At 59.9% G+C, this 25,578-nt stretch carries 23 protein-coding genes, 1 tRNA gene and 1 pseudogene; 11 read left to right on the top strand and 14 right to left on the bottom strand.

Translation table 11 applies throughout. The features are described from left to right. The first annotated feature begins 448 nt into the window (after positions 1 to 448). Positions 449 to 1,366, top strand: coding sequence for a TIGR03571 family LLM class oxidoreductase (locus tag ACSBQV_RS20740; protein WP_099783428.1), 918 nt, complete (start codon positions 449 to 451; stop codon positions 1,364 to 1,366). A gap of 158 nt (positions 1,367 to 1,524) precedes the next feature. Next, positions 1,525 to 1,956: a VOC family protein gene (locus ACSBQV_RS20735; RefSeq protein ID WP_099783426.1), complete on the top strand. Its 432-nt coding sequence runs from the start codon at positions 1,525 to 1,527 to the stop codon at positions 1,954 to 1,956. Between the two features lie 6 nt (positions 1,957 to 1,962). Here the strand turns inward: ACSBQV_RS20735 and ACSBQV_RS20730 are convergent, their stop codons facing one another. Next, entirely contained in the window at positions 1,963 to 3,507 is a 1,545-nt protein-coding gene (locus tag ACSBQV_RS20730; protein ID WP_042785300.1) for a BCCT family transporter, read from the bottom strand. A gap of 158 nt (positions 3,508 to 3,665) precedes the next feature. Between ACSBQV_RS20730 and betI the strand changes: the two genes are divergently transcribed. After that, complete coding sequence (betI, locus tag ACSBQV_RS20725) at positions 3,666 to 4,262, top strand: transcriptional regulator BetI (protein WP_033644794.1); 597 nt, start codon at positions 3,666 to 3,668, stop codon at positions 4,260 to 4,262. 9 nt (positions 4,263 to 4,271) lie between these two features. Here the strand turns inward: betI and ACSBQV_RS20720 are convergent, their stop codons facing one another. Then, on the bottom strand, positions 4,272 to 6,041 hold the full coding sequence (locus ACSBQV_RS20720; RefSeq protein WP_099783526.1) for an ABCB family ABC transporter ATP-binding protein/permease: 1,770 nt from the start codon (positions 6,039 to 6,041) through the stop codon (positions 4,272 to 4,274). A 181-nt stretch (positions 6,042 to 6,222) separates the two neighbouring features. Here ACSBQV_RS20720 and ACSBQV_RS20715 point away from each other — a divergent pair, with 181 nt between their 5' ends. After that, a complete protein-coding gene (locus ACSBQV_RS20715) occupies positions 6,223 to 7,080 on the top strand; it encodes an AraC family transcriptional regulator (RefSeq protein WP_033652160.1) in 858 nt (285 codons plus the stop codon). Between the two features lie 34 nt (positions 7,081 to 7,114). On the opposite strand, the gene actS is transcribed toward ACSBQV_RS20715, so the two are convergent. Beyond that, positions 7,115 to 7,870, bottom strand: coding sequence for an amidase activator ActS (gene actS, locus ACSBQV_RS20710; RefSeq protein ID WP_033644792.1), 756 nt, complete (start codon positions 7,868 to 7,870; stop codon positions 7,115 to 7,117). 148 nt (positions 7,871 to 8,018) lie between these two features. On the opposite strand from actS, the gene ACSBQV_RS20705 reads away from it, so the two are divergent. The 6 genes and pseudogenes from ACSBQV_RS20705 (at position 8,019) to ACSBQV_RS20680 (ending at position 13,824) form a co-directional block, all read left to right on the top strand. Further along, positions 8,019 to 8,588 (top strand): HdeD family acid-resistance protein, encoded by a 570-nt coding sequence (locus ACSBQV_RS20705; protein ID WP_099783424.1) that lies wholly within the window; start codon positions 8,019 to 8,021, stop codon positions 8,586 to 8,588. A gap of 136 nt (positions 8,589 to 8,724) precedes the next feature. Further along, positions 8,725 to 9,063 carry a hypothetical protein gene (locus ACSBQV_RS20700; protein ID WP_033644790.1) on the top strand — a complete coding sequence of 113 codons (339 nt, stop codon included), beginning with the start codon at positions 8,725 to 8,727 and terminating at the stop codon, positions 9,061 to 9,063. A gap of 259 nt (positions 9,064 to 9,322) precedes the next feature. After that, entirely contained in the window at positions 9,323 to 9,937 is a 615-nt protein-coding gene (locus ACSBQV_RS20695; RefSeq protein ID WP_223524591.1) for a 2OG-Fe dioxygenase family protein, read from the top strand. Further along, a complete protein-coding gene (locus ACSBQV_RS20690; protein WP_099783422.1) occupies positions 9,934 to 11,166 on the top strand; it encodes a cysteine desulfurase-like protein in 1,233 nt (410 codons plus the stop codon). The genes ACSBQV_RS20695 and ACSBQV_RS20690 overlap by 4 nt, the downstream gene beginning before the upstream one ends. Before the next feature lie 149 nt (positions 11,167 to 11,315). Then, positions 11,316 to 11,663, top strand: coding sequence for a hypothetical protein (locus ACSBQV_RS20685; protein ID WP_232094424.1), 348 nt, complete (start codon positions 11,316 to 11,318; stop codon positions 11,661 to 11,663). Positions 11,664 to 11,827: 164 nt separating this feature from the next. Beyond that, positions 11,828 to 13,824: pseudogene (locus ACSBQV_RS20680) on the top strand (BCCT family transporter). A gap of 171 nt (positions 13,825 to 13,995) precedes the next feature. Here ACSBQV_RS20680 and ACSBQV_RS20675 read toward each other — a convergent pair. From ACSBQV_RS20675 to xerD, 6 genes are all read right to left on the bottom strand, one after another. Further along, positions 13,996 to 14,069: transfer RNA gene (locus ACSBQV_RS20675), tRNA-Gly, on the bottom strand. Between the two features lie 147 nt (positions 14,070 to 14,216). Then, positions 14,217 to 15,734: a lysine--tRNA ligase gene (gene lysS, locus ACSBQV_RS20670; RefSeq protein ID WP_004931697.1), complete on the bottom strand. Its 1,518-nt coding sequence runs from the start codon at positions 15,732 to 15,734 to the stop codon at positions 14,217 to 14,219. 9 nt (positions 15,735 to 15,743) lie between these two features. Then, a protein-coding gene (gene prfB / locus ACSBQV_RS20665; protein ID WP_099783420.1) for a peptide chain release factor 2 occupies positions 15,744 to 16,842 on the bottom strand; the annotation gives its coding sequence in 2 pieces (ribosomal slippage) (positions 15,744 to 16,766 and positions 16,768 to 16,842; 1,098 coding nt in all). Between the two features lie 168 nt (positions 16,843 to 17,010). Beyond that, the gene (gene recJ, locus ACSBQV_RS20660) at positions 17,011 to 18,744 is read right to left on the bottom strand and encodes a single-stranded-DNA-specific exonuclease RecJ (RefSeq protein ID WP_099783418.1); all 1,734 of its coding nucleotides are present in this window, start codon (positions 18,742 to 18,744) and stop codon (positions 17,011 to 17,013) included. Positions 18,745 to 18,750: 6 nt separating this feature from the next. After that, complete coding sequence (dsbC, locus tag ACSBQV_RS20655) at positions 18,751 to 19,467, bottom strand: bifunctional protein-disulfide isomerase/oxidoreductase DsbC (RefSeq protein ID WP_042785306.1); 717 nt, start codon at positions 19,465 to 19,467, stop codon at positions 18,751 to 18,753. Positions 19,468 to 19,493: 26 nt separating this feature from the next. Continuing rightward, positions 19,494 to 20,393 (bottom strand): site-specific tyrosine recombinase XerD, encoded by a 900-nt coding sequence (xerD, locus tag ACSBQV_RS20650; protein WP_033644935.1) that lies wholly within the window; start codon positions 20,391 to 20,393, stop codon positions 19,494 to 19,496. A 106-nt stretch (positions 20,394 to 20,499) separates the two neighbouring features. Between xerD and fldB the strand changes: the two genes are divergently transcribed. Further along, a complete protein-coding gene (fldB, locus tag ACSBQV_RS20645) occupies positions 20,500 to 21,018 on the top strand; it encodes a flavodoxin FldB (protein WP_033635825.1) in 519 nt (172 codons plus the stop codon). 37 nt (positions 21,019 to 21,055) lie between these two features. Here the strand turns inward: fldB and creD are convergent, their stop codons facing one another. From creD to sdhE, 5 genes are all read right to left on the bottom strand, one after another. After that, positions 21,056 to 22,420, bottom strand: a complete 1,365-nt coding sequence (creD, locus tag ACSBQV_RS20640) for a cell envelope integrity protein CreD (RefSeq protein ID WP_033652165.1) — start codon at positions 22,418 to 22,420, stop codon at positions 21,056 to 21,058. An 80-nt stretch (positions 22,421 to 22,500) separates the two neighbouring features. Next, on the bottom strand, positions 22,501 to 23,919 hold the full coding sequence (creC, locus tag ACSBQV_RS20635) for a two-component system sensor histidine kinase CreC (RefSeq protein WP_099783416.1): 1,419 nt from the start codon (positions 23,917 to 23,919) through the stop codon (positions 22,501 to 22,503). Further along, entirely contained in the window at positions 23,916 to 24,611 is a 696-nt protein-coding gene (creB, locus tag ACSBQV_RS20630; RefSeq protein WP_025304122.1) for a two-component system response regulator CreB, read from the bottom strand. Before creB ends, creC begins: the two co-directional genes overlap by 4 nt. Further along, on the bottom strand, positions 24,611 to 25,033 hold the full coding sequence (locus ACSBQV_RS20625) for a protein YgfX (protein ID WP_099783414.1): 423 nt from the start codon (positions 25,031 to 25,033) through the stop codon (positions 24,611 to 24,613). The genes creB and ACSBQV_RS20625 overlap by 1 nt, the downstream gene beginning before the upstream one ends. Further along, positions 25,014 to 25,280, bottom strand: coding sequence for an FAD assembly factor SdhE (gene sdhE, locus ACSBQV_RS20620; RefSeq protein ID WP_019455657.1), 267 nt, complete (start codon positions 25,278 to 25,280; stop codon positions 25,014 to 25,016). Before sdhE ends, ACSBQV_RS20625 begins: the two co-directional genes overlap by 20 nt. Positions 25,281 to 25,578 lie beyond the last annotated feature (298 nt).

Genomic DNA, 25,578 nt, shown 5'->3' with positions numbered 1-25,578 from the left:
AGGTTATTTATCCTTCTGTTCTTGATACATATAAAATAATGTCCGGTACTTTCTTGCGATTAAAAAAAACCTGTTTGCGCGTTATTTGCGAATAATCCCATCGATGACGCTTCAGGCTTATTAATTTTTCATCGGCATTGAATGATCGCCGCTCGCGCTTCAGAGCCATTTTTATCTATTGAATCATCTCGTTTTATTTTAAGGCCGCAGAAAAAACTAACTCTTACGAGGGAAAGGCCAACGGCGGGGTTATATAACCCCGTCTGGACAATAACAAAAGCGCAGAGCGTGACGTAAATCACGACAAATATGCCGTATCCTGCAAAGCAATTATGCTCGCAACAGCAATTATCTATTGCGATTAGGGCTGTTTATCTCAATTAAGCGCCATGCAACACTTCGTGCCATCGTTCGACACCGCGCCGCAAGGCCTGAGACGGAGTGACACATGAGCATCGAAAAATTAACCCGGGAGCCGCTTTCCATCGGCATCGAGTTGCCGCTGGACAACGATTGGTCCACCAGCGGGCAGCTGAAACGCCAGCAGGACGGGCGGCCGTTCGGCGTGCCGGACATGAGCGAACACGCTGCGCGCATCAAGCTGGCCGATGAGCTCGGCTTTCGCGCCGCCTGGGTTCGCGACGTGCCGCTGTATGATCCGGACTTCGGCGACGCCGCGCAGGTGTTTGAGACCTTTACCTACCTCGGCTACCTGTCCAGCCTGACGCGCAATATTCTGCTCGGTACCGCGGCCGTGGTTCTGCCGCTGCGACAGCCGTGGCTGGTGCGCAAAGCGGCTTCCACGCTGCAAACGCTGAGCGGCGATCGTCTGTTGCTCGGCGTCGCCAGCGGCGATCGCCCCGTGGAGTACCCGCTGTTCGGCGCCGATTACGCCGCGCGCGGTGAAAGCTTCCGCGCCAGCGTCGGCATTCTCAAAGGGGAAGCCGACAGCGCACTGCAACCGGGATTGCGCCTGCTGCCGGCCACGCCGCCGCCGCCACTGCTGGTCGCCGGGCTGGCGCAACAAACGCCCGAGTGGGTGGGGAAAAATATGGATGGCTGGCTGTCGTATCCCGGCACGCCTGCGGACCACGTTTCGCGGGTCAAACTCTGGCGCAACGTAGCCGATGACAAGCCCTACGTCAGCTTTATTCATCTCGACCTCACCGATAACGCCGACGCGCCGATTCAGCGCCATCGCTTCGGCATCAAGAGCGGCCGCAATGGATTGATTCAGGAACTGAGCGCCATGCGTGACGCCGGGGTCAATCACATCGGCCTGCATTTTCGCCGCAACCAGCGGCCGCTGGAAGAGACGATGCAGGAGATCGGCCAATGGGTGTTGCCGGAATTCCATCGCGCCTGACGCCCGCTTTAGCCCGCTATTCCGACCTGAGCTGGACTTTGCCCCGTTACCGGGGCTTTTTTATTTCCGCCGCTGCTGGTTCATAACAACTCGGTCTAATCCCTGTCGTCAAACGGCGGCATGATGACAAGGAAACGAGCCACCATGAGGAATGAGCAATGACGGCAAAACTGACAGAAGCAGGCTTTTGGCGCAAAACCGCCGACTCTTCATCGCTGCGCGAGCCGCGCGTGCTGATCCGAGTCTACGTCGACGAAGGCGAGATTGACCGCGCCATCGCGTTTTACGAGCAGCTGCACGGCGTGAAAGCGGATATGCGTTTCGACTTCCCCGAGCATCGGCTGGTGCTGGCGGCGGTGGGGCCATTTCTGATCCTGGAAGGCTCGGAAGAAAACCTGCGTCCTTTTCGCAGCACCGTCGGCACGTTGCTGGTCGATGACATTTATCCCTACCACCAGCGGCTACAGGCCGCCGGCGCCGATATCTTCTTTGGCCCGGTGGAAGTGCCCACCGGCGCCTGTTTCAATGCGCGCCTGCCGGACGGCACGATTATCGAATACGTGCATCATCGGCCGCGCGCGGACGAATAAGCCGCCTCAGGGGAGCGCCGGCTTCATGGCGTAGCCGCGCAGATCCTTGCGCAGGCTGAGCATGTACAGCACGATCACCGCCGAGAAAGGCAAGCCGCACAGCACCACGGCAGTCTGCATCGCGCTGAAACTGCCGGCGTACAGCAGCCCGGCGCACACCAGCGTGGTGACCGCCGCCCAGAACACCCGGAGCCAGGCCGGCGCGTCATCGTGGGCGGAACCGCCCTGGCAGGACAGATTCGCTATCATCAGCGTGCCGGAATCGACCGGCGTCAGGAACAGCACGAAGCTTATCACCACCACAAAACCGGCGGTCAGCTGGGTATAGGGCAGGTATTCGAACAGCTTGAACACCGCCATCGGCGGATCGCTTTGCGCCACCTGCCCCAGAATCGCTTGCCCGCCCTCCAGCACCAGACTGATGGCGGTATTGCCGAAGATCGACAGCCACGCCAGCGTGAACCCCAGCGGGATCAACAACACGCCGAAGATCAGTTCACGGATCGTGCGCCCTTTGGAAATACGCGCGATAAACAGCCCGACAAACGGCGCCCACGCCACCCACCAGGCCCAATAGAACAGCGTCCAGGCGCCCTGCCATTGGCGCGCCTTGCCGTACAGATACATATCGAAGCTGCGGCTGACGAGCGAGGTCAGATAATCCCCAATGTTCTGCAACATGCCGTTGAGCAGGTTCAGCGTCGGGCCGGCCAGAAACACGAACAGCAACAGCAGGCACAGGAAGCCGACGTTGATGTTCGACAGCATGGCAATGCCCTTCTCGACGCCGGTGACCGCCGCCAGCGTGGCCACCACCATCATCACCACGATCAGCGCCAGCAGCACGCCGGTGCTTTGCGGGATATCGAACAGGTAGAACAGCCCCGAGTTCACCAACAGCGCGCCGATCCCCAGGTTGGTCACCATCGAGATAACCGTCACCAGAATGCCGAAGCTGTCCACCAGATGGCCAACGCCGCCGTGGATGCGCTCGCCGAAGATCGGGTACAGCGCGGAACGCAGCGCCAGCGGCAAACCGCGACAATAGGCGAAATAGGCGAGCGCGGTGGCGATCAACGCATACAGCGCCCAACCGTGCAGCCCCCAGTGTAAAAAGGTCAGCGCCATCGCCTGCCGCGCCGCCTGTACGCTGCCGCCGTCGCCTTCCGGTGGCGACAGGAAGTGATCCAACGGCTCATAGGCGCCGTAATACACCAGCGCAATGCCGATGCCCGACGAGAACAGCATCGCCACCCAGGAGGGATAGCTAAACTGCGGCGGCTCATCATCCTGGCTGAGGCGAATATGGCCAAAGCGCGACAGCGCCAGCCAGAACACGAACACCATACAGGCGACCATCAACAGCATGTAATACCAGCCGAACACGTCGGCCACCCAACTTTGCGCGACATTCAGCCACTGTTTGCTGGCGGCGGGAAACAGCACAATCAGCGCCCCCAGCAGCAAGATCACCGCGGCTGAGCCGAAAAATACCGGGACATTCAATCTGACAGGTTCTTCGTCAAGCGATGGAGGAGTTTTTATTGTCATTGGCAGGCTTCCATGATGCGAAAGACAGACGATTTAAATGCAACTTTTGATTAACATTTTATCGTCATTTATTTGACATTTTCGCAGCATATAGAGTATTGATTGACCGTTCAATCAATCAAATTCAAAGTGTGATTTGCCTATCAGTTGGGGAAAATATGTACCGCAGAGACATTCCTGAGCAGCGCAAGGAGCAGTTGATTAACGCCGCCTTCGAAACCATCAGCGTGGTGGGGTTGGCCGGCGTCACCCTGTCGCAGGTGGCGAAAGAAGCCGGGCTGTCGACCGGCATCGTCAGCCACTATTTTGGCGATAAGGAGGGATTGTTGAGCGCGACCATGCGCAAGATCCTGCGCGATCTGCGCGACGCGGTGGCCGAGTGCCGCGCTCAGGCGGCGAGCGACAGCCAGTCGCAGCTGTGCGCCATCATTCAGGGCAACTTCCACCCCAGTCAAACCAACGCCATTTCCATGCGCGCCTGGCTCGACTTCTGGGCCGCCAGCATGCACCAGCCGGTGCTGCGCCGCCTGCAGCGCGCCAACGATCGGCGGCTCTATTCCAATATATGCAGCCAGTTCCGCCGCGAGCTGCCGCTGCAGCAGGCGCGCGACGCGGCGCGCGGGCTGGCGGCGATGATCGATGGGCTCTGGCTGCGCGGCAGCCTGGCCGGGGATGACACCGATCTGCAACAGGATTACCGCATCGCCTGCGACTACGTGATACAACGGCTCAAGGCCGCGCCATCGATGGTGTGAACGGCAGCGTCAGCGCGGTTCCTGCTCTTCGCTGTACTGGGTTTGCCACATGGCGGCGTAGCGGCCGTTCGCCGCCAACAGCGCCTCATGCCCCCCGCGCTCGACGATCTCCCCTGCCTCCAGCACGATGATCTCATCGGCGTCCACCACGGTGGAGAGCCGATGGGCGATCACCAACGTGGTGTGGTTGCGGCTCACCTCGCGCAGGTGCCCCTGGATTTCGCGCTCGGTCTGGGTATCCAGCGCGCTGGTCGCCTCGTCGAACACCAGGATGGCCGGATTTTTCAGGATGGTGCGCGCGATCGCCACCCGCTGCTTTTCACCGCCCGACAGCTTCAGCCCGCGCTCGCCCACCCGGGTGTCGTAACCGTCGGGCAGACCGACGATAAAATCATGGATATGCGCCAGCCGCGCCGCACGCTCGATTTCTTCATCGCTGGAGCCGGTTTTGCCATAGCCGATGTTGTAGCGCAGCGTATCGTTGAACAGCACCGTATCCTGCGGCACGATGCCGATCGCCTGTCGCAGGCTGGCCTGGGTCAGTTGACGAATGTCCTGGCCGTCGAGGGTAATGGCGCCGCCCTGCACGTCGTAAAAGCGAAACAGCAGGCGCGACAGCGTGGACTTGCCCGCGCCGGAGGCGCCGACCACCGCCACCGTGTGGCCCGCCTGAATGGTAAAACTCACCTGCTTGAGGATCGGCCGGCGCGTGTCGTAACCGAAGCTGACCGCGTCGAACCGCACTTCGCCGCGGTCGAGGCGCAGCGGCTGCGCATCCGGGCTATCGACGATCTCACGCTTTTCCTGCAGCAGATCGAACATGTTCTCCATGTCGATCAGCGCCTGGCGCACCTCCGAGTAGATAAAGCCGAAGAAGTTCAGCGGCTGGTACAGCTGCAGCAGGTAGGCGTTGACCAGCACGAAGTCGCCGACCGTCATCGTCCCCTGCGTAATACCCTGCGCCGCCATGGCCATCATGACGATCAGCCCGATCGAGATAATGGCGGTTTGCCCCAGGTTGATCGCGGTAAAACTGAATTGGTTCTTGATGGCGGCGTATTCGTATAGCCGGCGCGACAGATCGAAGCGCTCAGCCTCGAACGCTTCATTGCCGAAGTACTTCACGGTCTCATAGTTCAGCAGGCTGTCGATGGATTTGCTGTTGGCGTCGGCGTTGGCCTTGTTGAGCTCGCGGCGAAAGCGGGTGCGCCAGCTCACCGCCAGCACGGTGAACAGGATGTAGCAGCCGACCGTGGTCAGGATCGCCAACGCGAACCAGCCGTTCAGCATATGCCACATGATCGCCGTGACCAGCGTCAGCTCGAACAGGATCGGCACGATGGAGAACAACAATCGCGACAGCACCGTGGACACCGCCTGGGTGCCGCGCTCGATAGACAGCGACAGCCCGCCGGTCTGGCGCTCCAGATGGAAGCGCAGGCTCAGCGCATGCAGCTGGCGAAACACCCGCACGCCCAACAGGCGCGTGGCGTTCTGGCTGACGTGGATAAACATCACGTTGCGCAGTTCCTCAAACAGCGCGCCGCCCACCCGCGCCACGCCGTAGGCGACGATCAGCCCCAGCGGCACCGCCAGCATTTTCGCCGTCTCGCCGCTCAGCGCATCGACCATCGCTTTGTAGGCCAGCGGCACCAGCGTGGTGCTGACCTTGGCCGCCACCATGAACACGAAGGCCACCACCAAATACCCCCGCAGCCGCGGGTTGTCTTTCGGCCACAGATAGGGCAGCAGGAATTTCAGCAAGCGGGAACGATCCATCATGTAATATTCATCTTCTCGGTCGGGCTCGCGGCGCATGGCCGCGCGGGGGTTATGAGTTTGGCCTGGCCGGCGGCGAACGCCGCAGCCATTCCGTTTTCCTGCGATGGCAACTCAGCATCATCCGTCAGGAGAAGCGGCGGCGACTCGGGCAAAGTTCAGGCATGGAGGAGACAATCACATGACCCAGACGTATGCAAAGCGCTTTGCGCAGGTCTTTGACTATATCGACCGCCACCTGGACGAGGCGCTTACCGTCGACAAGCTGAGCGAAGTGGCCCATTTTTCGCGCTTTCACTTTCAACGCCAGTTTAGCGCGTATTGCGGCATCTCGGTGTGGCGTTATATCCAGTGGATGAGGCTTAAACGCGCCTCTTACCGCCTGGCGTATAACCCGCTGGAGCCGGTGATTGACATCGCGCTGGACGCCGGCTTTCAAAACCCGGAGTCCTTCAGCCGCGCCTTCAAACAGGCGTTCAGCCAAACGCCGAGCCAGTTTCGCAAACAGCCGGCCTGGATCGATTGGCAGCAGCGCTTTCCCGAACCGAAACACAGAAGGAAACACCCCATGAAGGTAGACATTGTCGACTGCCCGGCCACGCCGGTGGCGATGCTCGAACATCGCGGCCCGTCCGCGCTGGTCAATGAAACCGCCGCGCGCTTTATCGAGTGGCGTAAAACCAGCGGCCTGTCGCCGGTCAGAAGCAGCCGCACGTACGGCATCGCGCCGCACGATCCGGCCACCACCGAAGCGCAGGACTTCCGCTTCTACCTCTGCGGGGAGGTCACGGCGCCGATCCCGGAGGACAACGCCTTCGGCGTGGTGAACAGCATGCTGCCGGCCGGACGCTGCGCGGTGCTGCGCCATCTCGGATCGCTGGATGGGCTCTCGGAAAGCGCCCGCTATCTCTACAGCGAGTGGTTGCCGGCCAGCGGCGAGGAGCTGCGCGACTTTCCGCTCTATTTCCACTACCACAACTTCGTGCACGAGGTAGCGGAATATGAACTGGTGACCGATCTTTATCTGCCGCTGAAATAGCTGACATCCGGCCCCGCAAGGAGCCGGATTGACGTTAACAGGACGGCGACGATCCCTGCGGCGGCAGATAGCGCTGCGGATCGAGCGCGGTGGCGCGGTAGCGGATCTGGAAATGCAGGAACACCGAATCGGTGCCGGTGCTGCCCATGGTGCCAATCTTCTGCCCCGCTTTCACATCCTGGCCGTTGCGCACCAGCGTGGTGTCGTTGTGCGCATAGGCGGTAATAAAGTCTTCGCCGTGCTTAATCATGATCAGGTTGCCGTAGCCGCGCAATTGGTTGCCGACGTACACCACTTTGCCCTTGGCGGAAGCATAGATCGGCTGGCCGCGTTTACCGGCGATGTCGATGCCCTTGTTGCCGCCATCGGCATTGGAGTACGCCTGCACGATCCGGCCGCTGGTCGGCCAGCGCCAGCAACGTGCGGCGCCCGGCGGCGGCGTTTGCTTGGCGATCGCGGCGGAAGACGAGGATGTTTTACGGCGCGTAGCGGCGGTTTTGGTCGGTGCGCCGCCGCTCAGCCGCAGTTTTTGCCCCACTTCCAGATTATAGGGCGGGCGTATCTTGTTGATTCTGGCCAGATCGCCGACTTCGCTGTCGGTGATCCAGGCGATGTAGTACAGCGTATCGCCCCGTTTGACGGTGTAGGACTTGCCGGTGTAGCTGCCCTTCGGCAGTTTGTCGTAGTCGCGGTTGTAGGTGTTTTTACCCGAACACCCGGCCAACAGCAGCCCCAATGTCAGACACACCGCGATGCGGCGCCACCTTGCCAGCTTGCTTCCTGTGCTCAAATCCTGTCCCCAATCGTCTTTCGGTTCTGATACGCGTCAGCCGCACAGTGTAACATTTGCGCCGGGTCAGTCAAAAACCCCCAGACGGTCTATGCTAAACAGGTAAGGATGACTGATTAATTACCCAACGACGAAATGGAGTACTGTCATGTTGAACCTCGACCGCAATAATCTGCCCCTCCTGAGCGAAGATCTGCTCAAAAAGCAACGCACCACCCTGCTGATCATCGCCTTCCTGCTGCTGGCGGGCGGCATACTGTGCCTGGTGAATCCTTTCGCCTCCGGCGCAGCGCTGAGCATCGTAGTGGGCATCCTGCTGCTGTTGAGCGGCGCCGGGCTGATTATCGCCATGATAGCCAACCGGGCGCAGAATACCTGGCCGATGATCGGCGGCATTCTGCTGGGCGTGGCCTACCTGATTATCGGCTATGTGTTCATCACCAGCCCGCTGGCGGGCATTCTGGCGCTGGCGGTCTACCTCGCCGTGCTGTTTGCGCTCGGCGGCATCGCGCGCCTGGCGGCAGGCTATATGCGCCGAGGCCTGCCGGGCAACTGGCTGCAGTTCGTCATCGGCGTGCTCGATTTGATCATCGCCTGGATGCTGATCGGCTCAGGCCCGGCGGCGTCGGTGACGCTGGTGACGGCGATCGTCGGCATCGAGATGCTGGTCAGTTCCTTTGCCCTGTTCCAGGCGGCGAATCTGTTTAAACGCGCCTGATCGTAACGGCCCGCCGACGGCGGGCCGCCATCCCCTCCCCATTTGCAAACAAAACAAGGCGATACCCCCTCAGCTTGTCCGTGGTTATCTTCATCGGTAAGTGCCAATATAGGCGAAGACAAGGGAGCTGAAACCGATGACAACCCATTCCAAACCGTTGAACTCGCGGGAAGTCTGCCTGCAATTACGCCACTTCAACCAGGTAATCGGGCAACAATGCCGCAATATGGCGCGCCAAAAAACCGCTTGCCCGTGCTGCCTGACGGACATCGCCACCGGCTGCGACGCCGGTATCAAACTGTGTGGACAGCAGTTGGCCAAACCCAACCCGCAAACCCCGTTATTCCGGCAGATTCGCAACCTGCTGCTCGACCTGCGCGCAGAAGCGATAGGGGTTCACAGAATAGACGTCCTGAACCGCACCAATAACGAAATCTCCTGGCTGTTGCGCGAGCTTTATTTCGAGACATTCTGAACACGAGGGCCGCGCGCCCATCGCTTGATACCTGCCGGTGCGGGCAAGATGCCGCACCGTTTCACCGCCGCACCAGCCGACTTTTCGCCACTTTATCTCTTCGCGTTCACCCCACTTTACGACCGCCATCACACCTCGCCAACCCCACATTGCGTTGGTTATAGAGTCGTCTACAATTCAATCGAATTACCCCCTACAACATCAGAAATTATTATTATTAGAGGTGATTATGTTACAGAAACACGAAAACGTAATAAGTATGACTGTACTAAGCCCGCAAGCCACCCAAGAGCTGATGCCCTCATTTTCTTCCTTGCCCCACACGCAACATGCCGACGGCAAATATCGCCTGCGCCGTTATTCCGTCGTGAAATACCTCAACCCCAACATCGCCGAAGTGGGGCCGCGCACCTTCATGCAGTCGGATCAGATCAACCATTTCCAGGGCAACGTGGTGCGCCGCTTCGAGCCTATCGACAGCGCCGTGCTGCAGAGCGCCGGCATGGCGGAGATGTGCAACCTGTTTGCCGAAAATAACGAACTGCCGGAAGGCGCCGAGATAGAGATCCACCAGATGCGCGTGGTCGCCATCCAAAAAGATACCCTGGTGGCGCCGGAAGGCATTCACCAGGACGGTTTCGACCATATCGCGATGATCGCCATTCACCGCCACAATATCGTCGGCGGCGAAATCATGCTGTACGACGACAGCCGCCACGATCCTTTCTTCAAAAAAGCGCTGGCCGACGGTGAAGCCGTGCTGTTGGCGGACAGCAAACTGTGGCACAACGCCACGCCGATCAATACCGTAAGCCCGAATGAAGAAGGCTATCTGGATCTCTTCGTCCTCACCGCTCGGGGAGAGAAAGCATGACCTTTACCCCCGAGCTCGCCCGACGCCAGTTCAGCGCCCTGTCCCGGCAGATCGACGGCAAACCGGCGATCTTTTTCGATGGCCCCGGCGGTGCGCAAGTTTCCCGGGGCGTGCTGGAAAAAATGACCGACTATCTGGGGAAGTACAACGCCAACCTGGGCGGGCACTACTTCTCCAGCCGGGTTACCGGCGAGGTGATGGGCCAGGCGCGCGAATCGGTGCGCGCCTTGTTAAATGCGCCGTCGCCCGACAACATCGTCTTCGGCATGAACATGACCACGCTGACCTTTCATCTCAGCCGCATCATCAGTCGCGATTGGCGGGACGGCGATGAGGTCATCGTCACCGCGCTGGATCACTACGCCAACGTCTCCAGCTGGCAGCAGGCCGCCGCCGACAAAGGCGCCGTGGTGCATCAGATAGCGCTGGAGAACGCCGATTGTTCTCTCGACGCGGCAAAAGTGTGCGCGCGCATCAACGCCAACACGCGTCTGGTGGCGGTCAGCTACGCGTCCAACGTCACCGGCAGCATCGTCGATATCAAAACCATCGTTGAAGCCGCGCATCGGGTGGGCGCGCAGGTGTATGTCGACGCCGTTCATTACGCGCCGCATAACTTTATCGACGTGCAGGCGTTGGGATGTGACTTCCTGGTGTGCTCTGCCTACAAATTCTTTGGCCCGCACGTCGGCATGGCCTACATCGCGCCGCAGTGGCTGCAGCGCCTGCGGCCGTACAAAGTCGAGCCGGCCACTGACGTCGGCCCCGGCCGTTTCGAGACCGGCACGCAGAGCTTCGAAGCGCTGGCCGGCGTCGCGGCCGCTATCGAGTATTTGGCGCAGTGGGGCACGCCCGGCGCGCCGTTAAGGCAGCGCTTGCAGGAGAGCTTCGCCGCCTACCACCGGCATGAAGAGGCGCTGTGCCGCCACTTTTTGCAACGGCTGCAGCAACTCGACGGCGTGCGGCTCTACGGCAATCCGCAGGCGGACAGCGCACGCCGCACGCCGACCTTCGCCCTGACCTTCAGCGGCCAGGCGCCCGACGCGATCGCCCGACGGCTGGGGCACCACAACATCTGCGCCGGCAGCGGACATTTCTATGCGCTGGGCCTGATTCAGCAACTGGGGCTGCAGGACGGCGGCGTGCTGCGCATCGGCATGATGCACTACAACACCCTTGATGAGATCGATACGCTGTTTGAAATACTCGCCAAGGAGATCCTCGGTTAATGCGCCATAACGGCCCGCCCGGTTTTCCGGCGGGCCACACCGCATAAATAGCCGTGCGTGTCGCCGGAGGCGTTAAACGTGAATAACGCTCCCCCTGTTTGAGGGGTTGGGTAGAATAGGCGGGATTTTTTTGAAAAGGGATTTTAACGTTGAGAAAATATGCCGTTATCACCACCGCGTTGATGATGTCTTCCTGCGCCACGCCGGAAAAGTGGGAAGCGCAAACGGCGGCTCCGACACCCCTTGAAGCCGCCAGAGCAAGCTGCCGACAAGAAGCCGAACAACGCTATCCCGTGAGCCTGTCTTTAGACACCCGCTCGCCTGTATTCTCCTCCATGAATATCAACGGTGCGGATATCCCCAATACTCACGGCGTCGTTTTTCCTTCGGACCGTAATGAAATGCGCAGAAAAGAACACGTTAATGCCTGCATGAAATTGGAGGGATGGGAAAATAAGAATAAGGTGACGGGGTTATTGGCCTTTTTATTTAACTAACGGCAACGTGAATTATTCGGAATTACCGCACAGAGACAGCGGTAATTCCGCTCTATAGAGCGGCGTCGGCCTCCTGCGCCAGCCCGACTATTTTGCTACGATATTACAGTCACCACCTTTCCTCCATTCAGGGCGATAATCAATCAAATGGAATAAATCAATTTATGAGTGAGAAAGACACCTCCTTAAATAAGCCGCAAAGCCATATCAACAAAGCGGTATTCTTCACCTCTGCAGTCCTCATTTTTCTTCTGGTCGCCTTCGCCGCCTTTTTCCCCGACGTCGCTGACAAAAACTTCAAGCTTCTGCAGCAACAAATCTTCACCAACGCCAGCTGGTTTTATATTTTGGCCGTGGCGCTCATATTGCTCAGCGTGACGTTTCTGGGGCTTTCTCGTTACGGCGACATCAAACTTGGCCCCGATCATGCGCAACCCGATTTTCGCTACCACTCCTGGTTTGCCATGCTGTTTTCGGCGGGGATGGGCATTGGTCTGATGTTCTTCGGCGTGGCGGAACCGGTTATGCACTATCTCTCGCCGCCGGTCGGCACGCCCGAGAGCATCGAGGCGGCCAAACAAGCCATGCGCCTGACCTTTTTCCACTGGGGGCTGCATGCCTGGGCAATCTACGCCATCGTGGCGTTGATTCTGGCCTTCTTCAGCTATCGGCATGGCCTGCCGTTGACCCTGCGCTCCGCGCTTTATCCGATCATCGGCGATCGCATTTATGGCCCTATCGGCCACGCCGTCGATATCTTCGCCGTCATCGGCACCGTATTCGGGGTCGCGACCTCGCTGGGTTATGGCGTATTGCAGGTCAACGCCGGGCTTAACCACCTGTTTGGCGTGCCAATCAACGAAACCGTTCAGGTGATATTAATCGTAGTGATTACCGGGCTGGCCACCATTTCCGTGGTTTCCGGGCTGGAGAAGGGCATACGCTTTCTGTCGGAGCTGAACCTCAGCCTGGCGCTGTTGCTCCTGGCCTTGGTCTTGCTGTTGGGGCCAACCGTTTTGCTGTTGAAATCCTTTGTGGAAAATACCGGCGGCTATCTGTCCGAGCTGGTCAGCAAAACCTTCAACCTGTATGCCTATGAACCCAAATCCAGCAACTGGCTAGGCGGATGGACGCTGCTCTACTGGGGGTGGTGGCTCTCCTGGTCGCCTTTCGTCGGGATGTTCATCGCACGGGTTTCCCGCGGCCGAACCATCCGCGAATTTGTCACGGGCGTGCTGTTCGTCCCGGCCGGCTTCACCCTCATGTGGATGACCGTGTTCGGCAACAGCGCCATTTACCTCATCATGGAAAAGGGCGCGACAGATCTCGCCGCTACGGTACAACAAGACGTGGCCTTGGCGTTGTTTAACTTCCTGGAGCATTTCCCATTCTCCAGCGTGCTTTCGTTTATCGCCATGGCGATGGTTATCGTCTTTTTTGTCACGTCCGCCGACTCCGGCGCCATGTCGTGGATACGCTGGCTTCGGGCGGCTCCAGCAACACGCCGGTATGGCAACGCATTTTCTGGGCGTCGCTGATGGGCATCGTCGCCATCGCCTTGCTGATCGCCGGGGGGCTCAGCGCGCTGCAAACCGTCACCATCGCCAGCGCGCTGCCTTTCTCGGCCATCTTGCTGATATCCATTTACGGTTTGCTTAAGGCGCTGCGTCGCGATCTGACCAAGCGCGACAGCCAGAATATGGCCACCATCGCCCCTACCGCCGCCCGCAATCCTATCCCCTGGCAGCGCAGGCTGCGTAATATCGCTTATCTGCCAAAGCGCTCGCTGGTTAAGCGCTTTATGGACGAAGTCATCCAGTCGGCCATGACGCTGGTGCAGGAGGAGCTGAGTAAGCAAGGCACGCTCAGCAGTATCAACACCGGCGCGGAAGATCGCATTCGTTTCGAGGTTGATTTAGGCGATGAGCTTAACTTTATCTATGAAGTCAGACTGCGCGGCTACAGCTCGCCGACCTTCGCCCTGGCCGGGCTGGATAATGATGAACAGCAAGCCGAGCAGCACAAATATTATCGCGCGGAGATCTACCTGAAAGAAGGCGGCCAGAACTACGATGTCATGGGCTGGAATCAGGAGCAGTTGATCAACGATATTCTCGACCAGTACGAAAAGCATCTGCATTTCTTGCATCTGGTGCGCTGAATGCCGACATGCCGTCCCCAGGGGCGGCATTTTTTTGCCCTGCTTTCTTCACCACGGCGCTGATGATGCGGGTGGGATGGCGGGCGACCAGAAATAAATAATGCTTACATGTGCAAAGGATTGGGTTGGGGTAACGTTTTGGAGAATCAGGATGCTTTCACGAGGGGGTACTGGAGCGGGTGAAGGGAATCGAACCCTCGTATGCAGCTTGGGAAGCTGCCGTTCTACCATTGAACTACACCCGCATCGGTGTGCGACAGGCATTATAACCGGTTATCGGCGGCGGGCAAGCGGAGATGGCGCGTAACTGTCGATGTTTTAAGCGGTTAAGTCCGGTGGGCGAAAAAAAACCGGCGCAGTTGCCTGCACCGGTGGTTTCACGCTAAACGCGATTATTTCTGCGGGCGCATCGCCGGGAACAGAATCACGTCGCGGATGGTGTGGCTGTTGGTGAACAGCATCACCATGCGGTCGATGCCGATGCCCAGACCGGCGGTCGGCGGCAGGCCGTGCTCCAGCGCGGTGACGTAGTCTTCGTCGTAGAACATCGCTTCGTCGTCGCCGGCGTCTTTGGCGTTCACCTGATCGGCGAAGCGCTGCGCCTGGTCTTCGGCGTCGTTCAGCTCCGAGAAGCCGTTGCCGATTTCACGGCCGCCGATGAAGAACTCGAAGCGGTCGGTGATTTCCGGGTTCACGTCGTTGCGGCGCGCCAGCGGCGACACTTCAGCCGGGTACTCGGTGATGAAGGTCGGCTGAATCAGATGGCTTTCCGCCACTTCTTCGAAGATCTCGGTCACGACGCGGCCCAGGCCCCAGCTCTTCTCAACCTTGATGCCGATGGATTCCGCGATGGCCACCGCTTTGCCCATATCGGCCAGGTCAGCCAGATCGGTTTCCGGACGGTATTTCTTGATCGCCTCGGTCATGGTCAGCTTCTCGAACGGCTTGCCGAAGTCGAACACTTCGTCGCCGTACTGCACCTGAGAGGTGCCCAGCACTTTCTCGGTCAGGGTGCGGAACAGCGTCTCGGTCAGCTCGATCAGGTCTTTGTAATCCGCGTAAGCCATATAGAGTTCCATCATGGTGAACTCTGGGTTGTGACGCGGAGAAACGCCTTCGTTACGGAAGTTGCGGTTGATTTCGAACACGCGCTCAAAGCCGCCGACCACCAGACGCTTCAGATACAGTTCCGGCGCGATGCGCAGGTACATGTCGATATCCAGCGCATTGTGGTGGGTGATGAACGGACGCGCCGACGCGCCGCCCGGGATCACCTGCATCATCGGGGTTTCGACTTCCATGAAGCCGCGTTCCACCATGAAGTTACGGATAGCCGACATCACCTGAGAACGCACTTTGAAGGTGTTGCGCGATTCTTCGTTGGCGATCAGATCCAGGTAACGCTGGCGGTAACGGGTTTCCTGATCCGCCAGGCCGTGAAATTTGTCCGGCAGCGGACGCAGCGCTTTGGTCAGCAGACGCAGTTCGGTGCAGTGGATCGACAGTTCGCCGGTCTTGGTTTTGAACAGCTTGCCGCGCGCGCCGAGGATATCGCCCAGGTCCCACTTCTTGAACTGCTCGTTGTACACGCCTTCAGCCAGATCGTCGCGCGCGACGTACAGCTGAATGCGGCCGCCCACGTCCTGCAGCGTAACGAAGGATGCCTTGCCCATAATGCGGCGAGTCATCATGCGGCCGGCGACGGTCACTTCTACGCCCAGCGCTTCCAGCTCTTCGTTGTCTTTATCGCCGTACGCGGCGTGCAGCTTGTCGGAGGTGGAGTCGCGACGGAAGTCGTTCGGGAACGCAATGCCGTTCTCACGCAGGCCGGCCAGTTTCTCGCGGCGGGACTGCAGCTCGTTATTGAGATCCAGCGCCTGATCGGCGCCCTGTACTTGTTGTTCAGACATTTCTATTCCTCATAACCCGGCTTTCAAACTTGCCTCAATGAATTTATCCAGGTCGCCATCCAGTACGGCCTGCGTGTTACGCGTTTCGACGTTGGTGCGCAAATCCTTGATGCGGGAGTCATCCAGCACGTAAGAACGGATTTGGCTGCCCCAGCCGATGTCGGACTTGTTGTCTTCCATCGCCTGTTTATCAGCATTTTTCTTTTGCATCTCAAACTCGTACAGCTTGGCTCGCAGCTGTTTAAACGCTTGATCCTTGTTCTTATGCTGAGAACGATCGTTCTGGCACTGCACCACGATGTTGGTTGGCAGGTGAGTAATACGTACGGCGGATTCGGTTTTGTTGACGTGCTGACCGCCCGCACCGGAGGCGCGGTACACGTCGATGCGCAGATCCGCCGGGTTGATATCGATGTCGATATCGTCGTCCACTTCCGGGTAGATGAACACCGAGCTGAACGAGGTGTGGCGACGGCCGCCGGAGTCGAACGGGCTCTTGCGCACCAGGCGGTGAACGCCGGTTTCAGTGCGCAACCAGCCGAACGCGTAGTCGCCGATGATCTTGATGGTGGCCGATTTCAGGCCCGCAACGTCGCCGTCGGACTCTTCGATCACTTCGGTCTTGAAGCCCTTGGCTTCGGCCCAGCGCAGGTACATGCGCAGCAGCATGCTGGCCCAGTCTTGCGCTTCGGTGCCGCCGGAGCCGGCCTGAATGTCCAGATAGCAGTCGGCGCTGTCGTATTCGCCAGAGAACATGCGGCGGAATTCCAGCTGCTCGAGCTTGGCGATCAGTTGATCGAGTTCGGCGACCGCTTCGTTGAAGGTCTCTTCATCGTCGGCTTCCACCGCCAGCTCCAGCAGACCGCTGACGTCTTCGCTGCCCTGCTGCAGGTGATCGATGGTTTCAACGATGGCTTCCAGCGCGGCGCGCTCTTTGCCGAGCGCCTGTGCGCGCTCCGGTTCGTTCCAAACGTCCGGCTGCTCCAGCTCGGCGTTGACTTCTTCTAGGCGTTCCTTCTTGGCATCATAGTCAAAGATACCCCCTAAGAACCGCAGTCCGCTCGGACAGGTCCTGAATTCGGTTTTTTACCGGGTTAATTTCAAACATGGTTTTGCGTTCTTTTACGTTGATGTCGTCGATGGCGGAATGCCATTGGAACCGCTAATTCTAACGGATCCGGGCGGCAGTTTATAGCGAGTTGGTCAGTTTTTGTGGCGATCGGGAAGGATGCCGGGGATTGGAGAGCCCAATCCCCGAGTTGTGTTCAATTTCGCCTCAGCGCGGCCAAAGGTGCTGGATCAGCAGTTGCACGTTGCGGTTGCCGCGAAACTCGTTGACGTCGAGTTTGTAGGCCAGTTCCACTTCGCGCACGCTGCTGTCCGGCCACAGCGTGGTGTCCACGTTGAACGCGATGCCGTCGAGCAACGGGCCGCCGCCAAGCGGTTCCACCATCAGCTTCAGGTGTTTCTCACCCACCAACCGCTGCTGCAGGATGCGGAACTTGCCGTCGAAGGTCGGTTCCGGGAACGCCTGGCCCCACGGGCCGCCCTCGCGCAGCAGCTCCGCCGTCGTCAACGACAGCTCCTGCATCGCCAGTTCGCCATCGGACCAGATCACCCCTTCCAACATCGCCGGATCGAGCCATTCGCCCACCAGCTCGCCGAAACGCTGGCGGAACTCGTCGAATTTAGCCTCTTCCAGCGACAGCCCGGCCGCCATCGCGTGGCCGCCGAACTTCATCATCAGCCCGGGGTTCAGCATATCCAGCCGCTCCAGCGCGTCGCGCATGTGCAAGCCGGGCACCGAACGGCCGGAGCCTTTCAGGATGCCTTCGCCCGCCGGCGCGAAAGCGATCACCGGACGGTGGAAACGCTCTTTGATGCGCGAAGCGAGGATGCCCACCACGCCCTGATGCCATTCCGGATGATACATCGCCAGCCCGTAAGGCAGCTCGGTGCTGGTGCGCTCCAACTGATCGCACAGCTGCAGGGCTTCCACCTGCATGCCCTGCTCTATCTCGCGTCGCGTCTGGTTCAGCGCATCGAGATCGTTGGCCAGCATGCGCGCCTGCGCGATGTCGTCGCTCAACAGCAGCGCCACGCCGATCGACATGTCGTCCAGCCTGCCGGCGGCATTGAGCCGCGGGCCGAGGGCGAAACCAAGATCGTTGGCCGCCAGTTGGCGGGCGTCGCGGTTGGCCACTTCGAGCAGCGCGCGGATGCCCGGTCGGCATTTGCCGGCGCGGATGCGGTTTAATCCCTGATACACCAGAATGCGGTTGTTGGCGTCCAGCGGCACCACGTCGGCCACGGTGCCGAGCGCCACCAGATCCAGCAGTTCCGCCAGATTCGGCATCGCCAGCGCGCGCTGCTCGAACCAGCCGCTGTCCCGCAGCCGGGCGCGCAGCGCCAGCATCAGGTAGAACGCGACGCCTACTCCCGCCAGCGATTTGGACGGGAAGGCGCAGCCGCGCAGGTTGGGGTTAACGATCGCTTCAGCCGCCGGCAGGGTCTCGCCCGGCAGGTGGTGATCGGTCACCAGCACCTGCATGCCTTTGGCGTGCGCCACGTCGACGCCGGCGTGGGAGGAGATGCCGTTATCGACGGTAACAATGAGTTCTGCGCCGCGCGCCGCCGCCTGCTCCACCACTTCGGGGCTCAGGCCGTAACCGTCTTCGAAACGGTTAGGCACCAGATAATCGACGGCTGCGCCGCCCATGCTGCGCAGCGCCAGCACCGTCAGCGCGGTGCTGGTGGCGCCATCGGCGTCGAAATCGCCCACCACCATGATGCGGCGACCGTCGGCCAGCGCTTGCTGCAACAGGCTGACGGCGGCGTCGATGCCGTCCAGCTGTTGCCAGGGCAGCATGCCCTTAACGCCGCGCTCCAGTTCTTGCTCAGCCTGCACGCCGCGCAGGGCGTAAAGCCGACGCAGAAGCGGCGGCAAACTGGCGGGCAGATGCGTGTCGTCCGCCGCCGGGCGGCGGCGTAGTTGCGTTTTGATACTCACCGGCGATTAACCACCGGCTTTGGTGGCGGCCTGATGCGCGTCCAGCATGGCGGCCATCTCTTTCGGCCCCTGATAGCCCGGGATCATCATGCCGTTTTCCAGGATGATGGCCGGCGTGCCCTGAATGCCGAACTGCACGCCCAGCTCGTAATGCTTGCTGATGTCGGTTTTGCAGGTCGCCGGAGAAACGGCGTCGCCCTTCATGGCGGCGTCGAACGCCTTGGCCTTGTCGGCGGTGCACCAGATCGACTGCATGTCTTTTTCAGCCTGGGAAGCCAGCCCCTGGCGCGGGAACGCCAGGTAACGCACGGTAATGCCCAGGTCGTTGTACTCTTTCATCTGCTGATGCAGTTTGTGACAGTAACCGCAGGTGATATCGGTGAACACGGTGATCACGTGTTTCTCTTTCGGCGCTTTGTAAACGATCATCTGATCTTTCAGCGCTTCCATCTTGGTGCTCAGCAGTTGGTTGGTCACGTTGACCGGCTCTTTGCCGCTAACGTCGAACAGCGGGCCCTGCAGGATGTGCTTGCCGTCTTCGGAGGCGTACAGCACGCCGCTGTCGGTCAGCACGGTTTTCAGGCCGTTGACCGGCGAAGGCTGCACGTCCGCCTGCTGAATGCCCAGGCTGGCGAGCGCTTTTTTGATCGCCGCGTCATCGGCATGGGCGGCGCCGGCCACCGAAGCCACCAGCAGAGAGAGCAGCATTAAACCTTTTTTCATTGTTCCAATCCTTTCGAACCCGCCGCTCAGGCGCGCGGGTGATGCTGTTGATGTAGCTGTTTCAGTCGTTCGGTCGCTACATGAGTATAAATTTGCGTGGTCGAGAGATCGCTGTGGCCTAACAACATCTGTACGACACGGAGATCGGCCCCATGGTTCAGCAAATGGGTGGCGAACGCGTGCCGCAACACATGCGGCGACAGACGCTCGCTGTCGATGCCCGCAAGGATGGCATAGTGTTTGATGCGATGCCAGAACGTCTGTCGGGTCATTTGCTGACACCGGTTGCTGGGGAACAGCACATCCAGCGTCTGGCCGTTGACCAGCCACGGGCGACCGTGCTCCAGATAATTTTCGATCCAGTAGACCGCTTCTTCGCCCAGCGGCACCAGCCGCTCCTTGTTGCCCTTGCCGATCACCCGCACCACGCCCTGACGCAGGCTGACGTCGCTGATGTTCAACCCCACCAGCTCAGAGACCCGCAGCCCGGTGGCGTACAACACCTCGAGCATCGCCTTGTCGCGCAGCTCCAGCGGCTGATCGACGCAGGGCGCCTGCAGCAGCGCATCGACCTGCGCCTCGCTCAGATCTTTCGGCAAACGCTGCGGCAACTTGGGAGACGCCAGCTGCGCGGTGGGATCGTCGGCGCGCAGCTTCTCGCGGTACAGATATTGAAACAGGCGCCTCATGGCACTCAACAAACGCGCGGAGCTGGTGGCCTTGTAGCCGCCGTCCACCCGCTCGGCGAGAAACGCCTGCAGATCCAAGGCCTGCGCCTGCAGCAAGTCGGTGTTTTGCTGGCCAAGCCAGGCGCCCAGGGCCTGCAAATCCAGCCGGTAGGAGGCCAGCGTATTTTCCGCCAGATTGCGCTCAAGCCACAGCGCATCCAGGAATTGTTCAATCAGCGCATTGTCTTGCTGTTGCACGCGGTCCTCTCTTCGTTGCATTTCCACCCGCGCCATTATGCCTTAAGCCGACGCAAATCAGGTATACTCGCTGCAATTCTCTAAACAGCAACGTAACGGTTTACACATGAAGATTGGTCTGTTTTACGGCTCCAGCACCTGCTACACCGAGATGGCGGCAGAAAAAATCCGTGAGATTCTGGGTGAAGACCTGGTCGACCTGCACAACCTGAAAGACGTCTCGCCCAAGCTGATGGAGGACTATTCCATTCTCATCCTCGGCATCCCGACCTGGGATTTCGGCGAACTGCAGGAAGACTGGGAAGCGATCTGGCCGCAGCTGCCGGCGCTGGATCTGAAAGGCAAGATCGTCGCCATGTACGGCATGGGCGATCAGCTCGGTTACGGCGAGTGGTTCCTCGACGCGCTGGGCATGCTGCACGATCACATCGCGCCGCTGGGCGTGCAGTTCATCGGCTTCTGGCCAACTGAGGGCTTCGAGTTCACCAGCCCCAAACCGCTGAGCGCCGACGGCAAACACTTCGTCGGCCTGGCGCTCGATGAGGTCAACCAATACGATCTGAGCGAAGAGCGCCTGCAGCAATGGTGCGAACAGATCCTGTTGGAAATGGAGCCGCTGCTGTAGCCGCTATCGGGCGCGTAGCGCGCCCGATCCCCCTCGCTTATTTCCACAGACGGAAGCGTGGCTCGTCTTCCGCAGCTGGCGTTTCCTTGGTCAAACGCGCCGGATCAGCCACCTGATACCAGTCCAGTTTGCGCGTCAACAGCATAATGCCCGCCAGAATGGCGAACAGCAGCCCTGCTCCCAGCACCAACGCATTGTCCTCCGACTGCAACAGCAAATAGAGCACGCCGTACAACAGCAATAGGCTCGCGGCGAACAGCGCACCGCGCAGCTTGCCGCGCAGTACGGCGCTCAGATAAAAGCCGATCAGTCCGCTGCAGGCGATGCTGGCAGCTAGGTAAGCGAGAGCGAATCCCAGGTGTTCGGAGAAGGCCAGCAGAATCAGGTAGAACAATACCAGCGCCGCGCCGACCAACAGATATTGAATCGGGTGCACCCGCAGCCCGGTCAGAGTTTCGAACAGGAAAAATGCCATAAACGTCAGCCCGATAAACAGCAGCGCGTATTTGACCGCGCGCTCGGTCAGCTGATAATGATCGACCGGTTCGACCAGGCTGGCGCTGAAGGCCGGCAGTTTGTCCTCGTCGATAATGCCATCGTCGTAATAGAACGCACTGTTGATGTTGTTGGCAAACCAGGTGCTGCGCCAGCGAGCGCTAAACCCCTGCTCCGTCACCTTGCGTTCGTCCGGCAGGAAGTTGCCGAGGAAATTCGGATGCGGCCAGTTGCTTTGCAACTGCAGCTCGCTGCTGCGCCCCAGCGGCACCAGCGACAGGCTGCTGGTGCCCGCCAACGTCAGGGTGAAGTCGGCGTTCAGCCCCTCTTTTTGTTGTAGCATCGCCAGCGTCAGCGGGGCGTGGATCCCCTGGCGCAACGATCCCACGCCGGTGCCCGGCTCAAACGCCACCGGCTGCGGCATTGCCAGCGGAGAAATGCTCTTGATGCCGCGGGAGTCACTCAGCGCCACCAGCAGGAACGGCTGGCCGACGGTCACGTTGGCGCGTTGCAAATCCGTCAGCTCCGGCTGGCCGAAACGCACCTTGAAGCTCAGCGGCCCCTGGTAAACCTGCGTTTGATAAATACCCAGTTTGCGCACCTCTACTTTCGGCGCCCCCTGCACCTGAAGCGACTCAGGCAGCAAATAGCGGTAATGCTGCACCCGCTGCACTACCGTTTGCCCTTTCTCGTCTTTCTTCTCTTCGCGTTCGACATAGGGAATGACAATCAACGGGCCAAGCACGCGCTGCGCCCCGCTGGTGCTTTCGCTCACCTGCCCGACCACGCTTTGCCGATAGCCGCTGCGCTCGTCGATCACGCTCATCAGTTGGGCGATGGGGATCAACATCACTACCATCAATCCCAGCAGCGTGGTTATTTTCCAGAAAAGTACCGATTTCATCATGCTCGCTCCTCGTAGGTTATGAGGCCACGATAAAATCCGCAGGTGAAATCAGAATGTGGTTATGTGAAGGGAAGGTGAAGTTACAGCGATAACATGAAAGTCGCTTCCACCCCGTGCGGCCGGCGGTTGCACAGGTGAATGCCGCCATGATGCAGACGGGCGACCTCCTGCACGAAGTTCAGCCCCAGCCCGCTGCTTTTCGGCCGTTCGGCGCGCGGCAGCGAATAAAAACGCTCGAACACCTTATCGAGCGCATAGTCCGGAATGCCGCTGCCGTCATCGCAAACGCTGATGCAGTAATGCTGTTCCCGCCGTTCGCCTCGCACGCTGACGCAACCGCCCGGCGGAGTAAAGTCGATCGCATTGTCCAGCAGGTTGGTCAGCGCCTGGCTGATCAGCAACGCATCGCCGTTCAGCGTCACCTCCGCCAACGCCTCCAGTTGCAATTTGACGCCGCGCTGCGTCGCCTGCGCTTCTTTGCCCGCCATCGTCTGGCTGACCAGCGCCGCGATCGCGATGGGCGCGGTCTCCATGTCTGGCCGACTCTCCAGCCGCGCCTGCACCAGCAGTTTGTCCACCAGCTGCTGGATGCGTGCGCTTTGCTGCTCGATGTTGGTAAGAAAACGCCGGGCGGTCTCCGGCGGCGGCAGTTCCTGCAACAGCTCCGCCGCGCCCCTGATCGCCGCCAGCGGGCTTTTCAGCTCATGCGTCAGGGTATGTGCATACTGTTCGATATAAGCTTTGCCTTCCAGCTTCAGCCGCATGCTCTCCAACGCCTGCGCCAGCTGCGTCAATTCCCGGCCGCCCACTTTGGGCAGCGGCGCGATTTCCCCTTGCGCCACCCCGTCGGCATAACGCACCAGCCGGCCTATCGAACGGTTGATCCACCAGACGAATACCGCGCCGATCAGCAGCGCAATCCCCAGCAGCAACGCGCCGGCCCACAGAATGCGCCGTTCGCTGCGTTTGATCACCGGCGCCATGGTGCTGTTGGGTTTCCCCACGGTGAGCACGCCGATAATACGCCCTTGTTCTATCACCGGCGCGGCCACATACATCACCGAACTGTTTTCATCTTCTGGATCGCTGCGGGTACTGCGAGCGCCGTACTCACCGCGTAGCGTCCGATAAACGTCATTCCAGCGCGAATAGTCCTGCCCCTGCGCGCGGCCGGCAGAATCGAAGATAACCCACCCCTGGGCATCGGTAAGATAGACGTGGTATTCGCTGCGATCCTTGCGGATGCCGGAGATATTGGCGCCGATCGGCCGCTGGTTCAGCTGCGTGAACGCCTGCGCCAGTTGGCCATGCGCCGCATCGCCGTGCTGCATGTCCTGACGGGCGATCTGCGCCAGCAGGTTGGCGGTGTCCACCAGCGTGCCTTCGGTAGCGCGCCGCACGCCGGGCTTCACTTCCTGGACGAAAATGCTCAGCACAAAGTACCCGGCCACCGCCACGATCAGAAAATATCCCAGCAGCAGGCGCAGGCCAATTTTCATGGCTGGCGGCTCACGCTGTAGCCCAATCCGCGGTGGGTGTGGATCGGCGGCTCACCGGGCTCAACCGCACGCAGCTTAGCGCGCAGCGTTTTAATGTGGGTATCGACGGTGCGATCCAGGCTTTCTTCCGCCTGCGCCCAAACGCTTTCCATCAGTTGCTGCCGCGAGAACACCCGCCCCGGCGCCAACAGCAACGTCTTCAGCAGCAGGTATTCGTAACGGGTCAGCGGCAGCGGCCGCTGATGGTAGGAGATGGTGGCCGCATCTTCATCGAGCGTGAAAGCACCGAAATGGTAGCGCGCGCTCTGTTGCAGGCGCTGCTGCTTATGCAGGCGGCGCAAAATGGTGCGCACCCGGGCGCTGACCTCACGAGGGGAGAACGGCTTGGCGACATAGTCGTCGGCGCCGATCTCCAGCCCGATCAGGCGATCCACTTCATCACTGCGGGCGGTAAGAAACAGAATCGGCAGGTCAGCCGCCTGAGCCAGTAGGCGGCGACACAATTCAAAGCCGTTGATATCCGGCAAACCGACATCGAGGATAGCGAGCGCGGGCGCGCCTTGCGCCAGCGCCTGCAACGCCGGTTCCGCACGTTCGAACCAGCGTACTTCGAAGCCTTCGCTCTCCAGCGTGTAAACCAGCGTATCGGCAATGCTGGGTTCATCCTCCACCAACCAGAGTACGGGTTTCATCAGGGTTCCTCGCCGTCACCCGCCGGCGGATACAGCAACAGCTGCCGCAGGTGGCGCCACTCCTCTTTGCTCATGCAGTCGGAAGCCAGCCACAGCCGACGGCGCTTTTTGCCCTCCATAGGCTGTAGCGTCAGCAGCAGGCCGTAGCCCGGCATCCAGGGCTTTTTCGCCAGCTGCCATTCTCGGCCGTGCCAGCTGAAACACCTGTCCGCCAGCAGCCGCAGTTCACCCTGCACCGCAGCGATGCGCTTCTGGCTGCGAATGCACTGAAACACCACCAGCGTCAGCAACACCAGCCAGAGCGGACCAAAGCCTTCCGGCCAGGGCGAAATCAGGATCAGCAGGATCAGGACGCCGTGGGTCAACAGAGAGAACAGCTGGGTGCGCCAGGAAATGCGGATATCACATCGCCACTGGGCCACGATCTTTATTTCGCGTTTGGATCAGGGTCACCATTCTTTGCAGCTCGCTGTCCTGCGGCGCGCCATGATTCATCAGCCAGTTGAACAAATCGGGATCGTCGCACTCGAGCAGACGGATGAACAGCGCCTTGTCCGCGTCATTCAGGCTGTCGTATTCGTATTCGAAGAACGGCATGATGGAGATGTCCAGCTCGCGCATGCCACGACGGCAAGCCCAGTGAATACGTGCTTTGTTGTTAATATCCATGTTGTTATGACTCACCTCTTTTCAGCGCGGCAGCGCCAGCGCAGGGTTCAAATGACACACTGTATGGCAACGCCGTCGCAATATAATTCCATCAACCGGGGATCTGTCTGCAAGGGTGCCCTGGCCGCAAGCCTATAGAGTAACAATTTGACATACACGCCGGGAAGGCGCTTTGTGGCGGAAAACGCAATAAAGCGCAAAATGCCAAAAAAAGCGCCCCCCGGCGCCGCGGCGCGAATAACAGTTTGCAAAGCCCGCCGCCTCTTTTACCATGGGTTCAATACCCTTCAGGTAAGCT

Origin of the sequence: Serratia sp. B501 (genome assembly GCF_051172315.1) — a bacterium.
Taxonomy (GTDB): Bacteria; Pseudomonadota; Gammaproteobacteria; order Enterobacterales; family Enterobacteriaceae; genus Serratia; species Serratia ureilytica.
The sequence above is the reverse complement of the archived record's forward strand: the minus strand, read 5'-3'. Positions and strand labels throughout refer to the sequence as shown.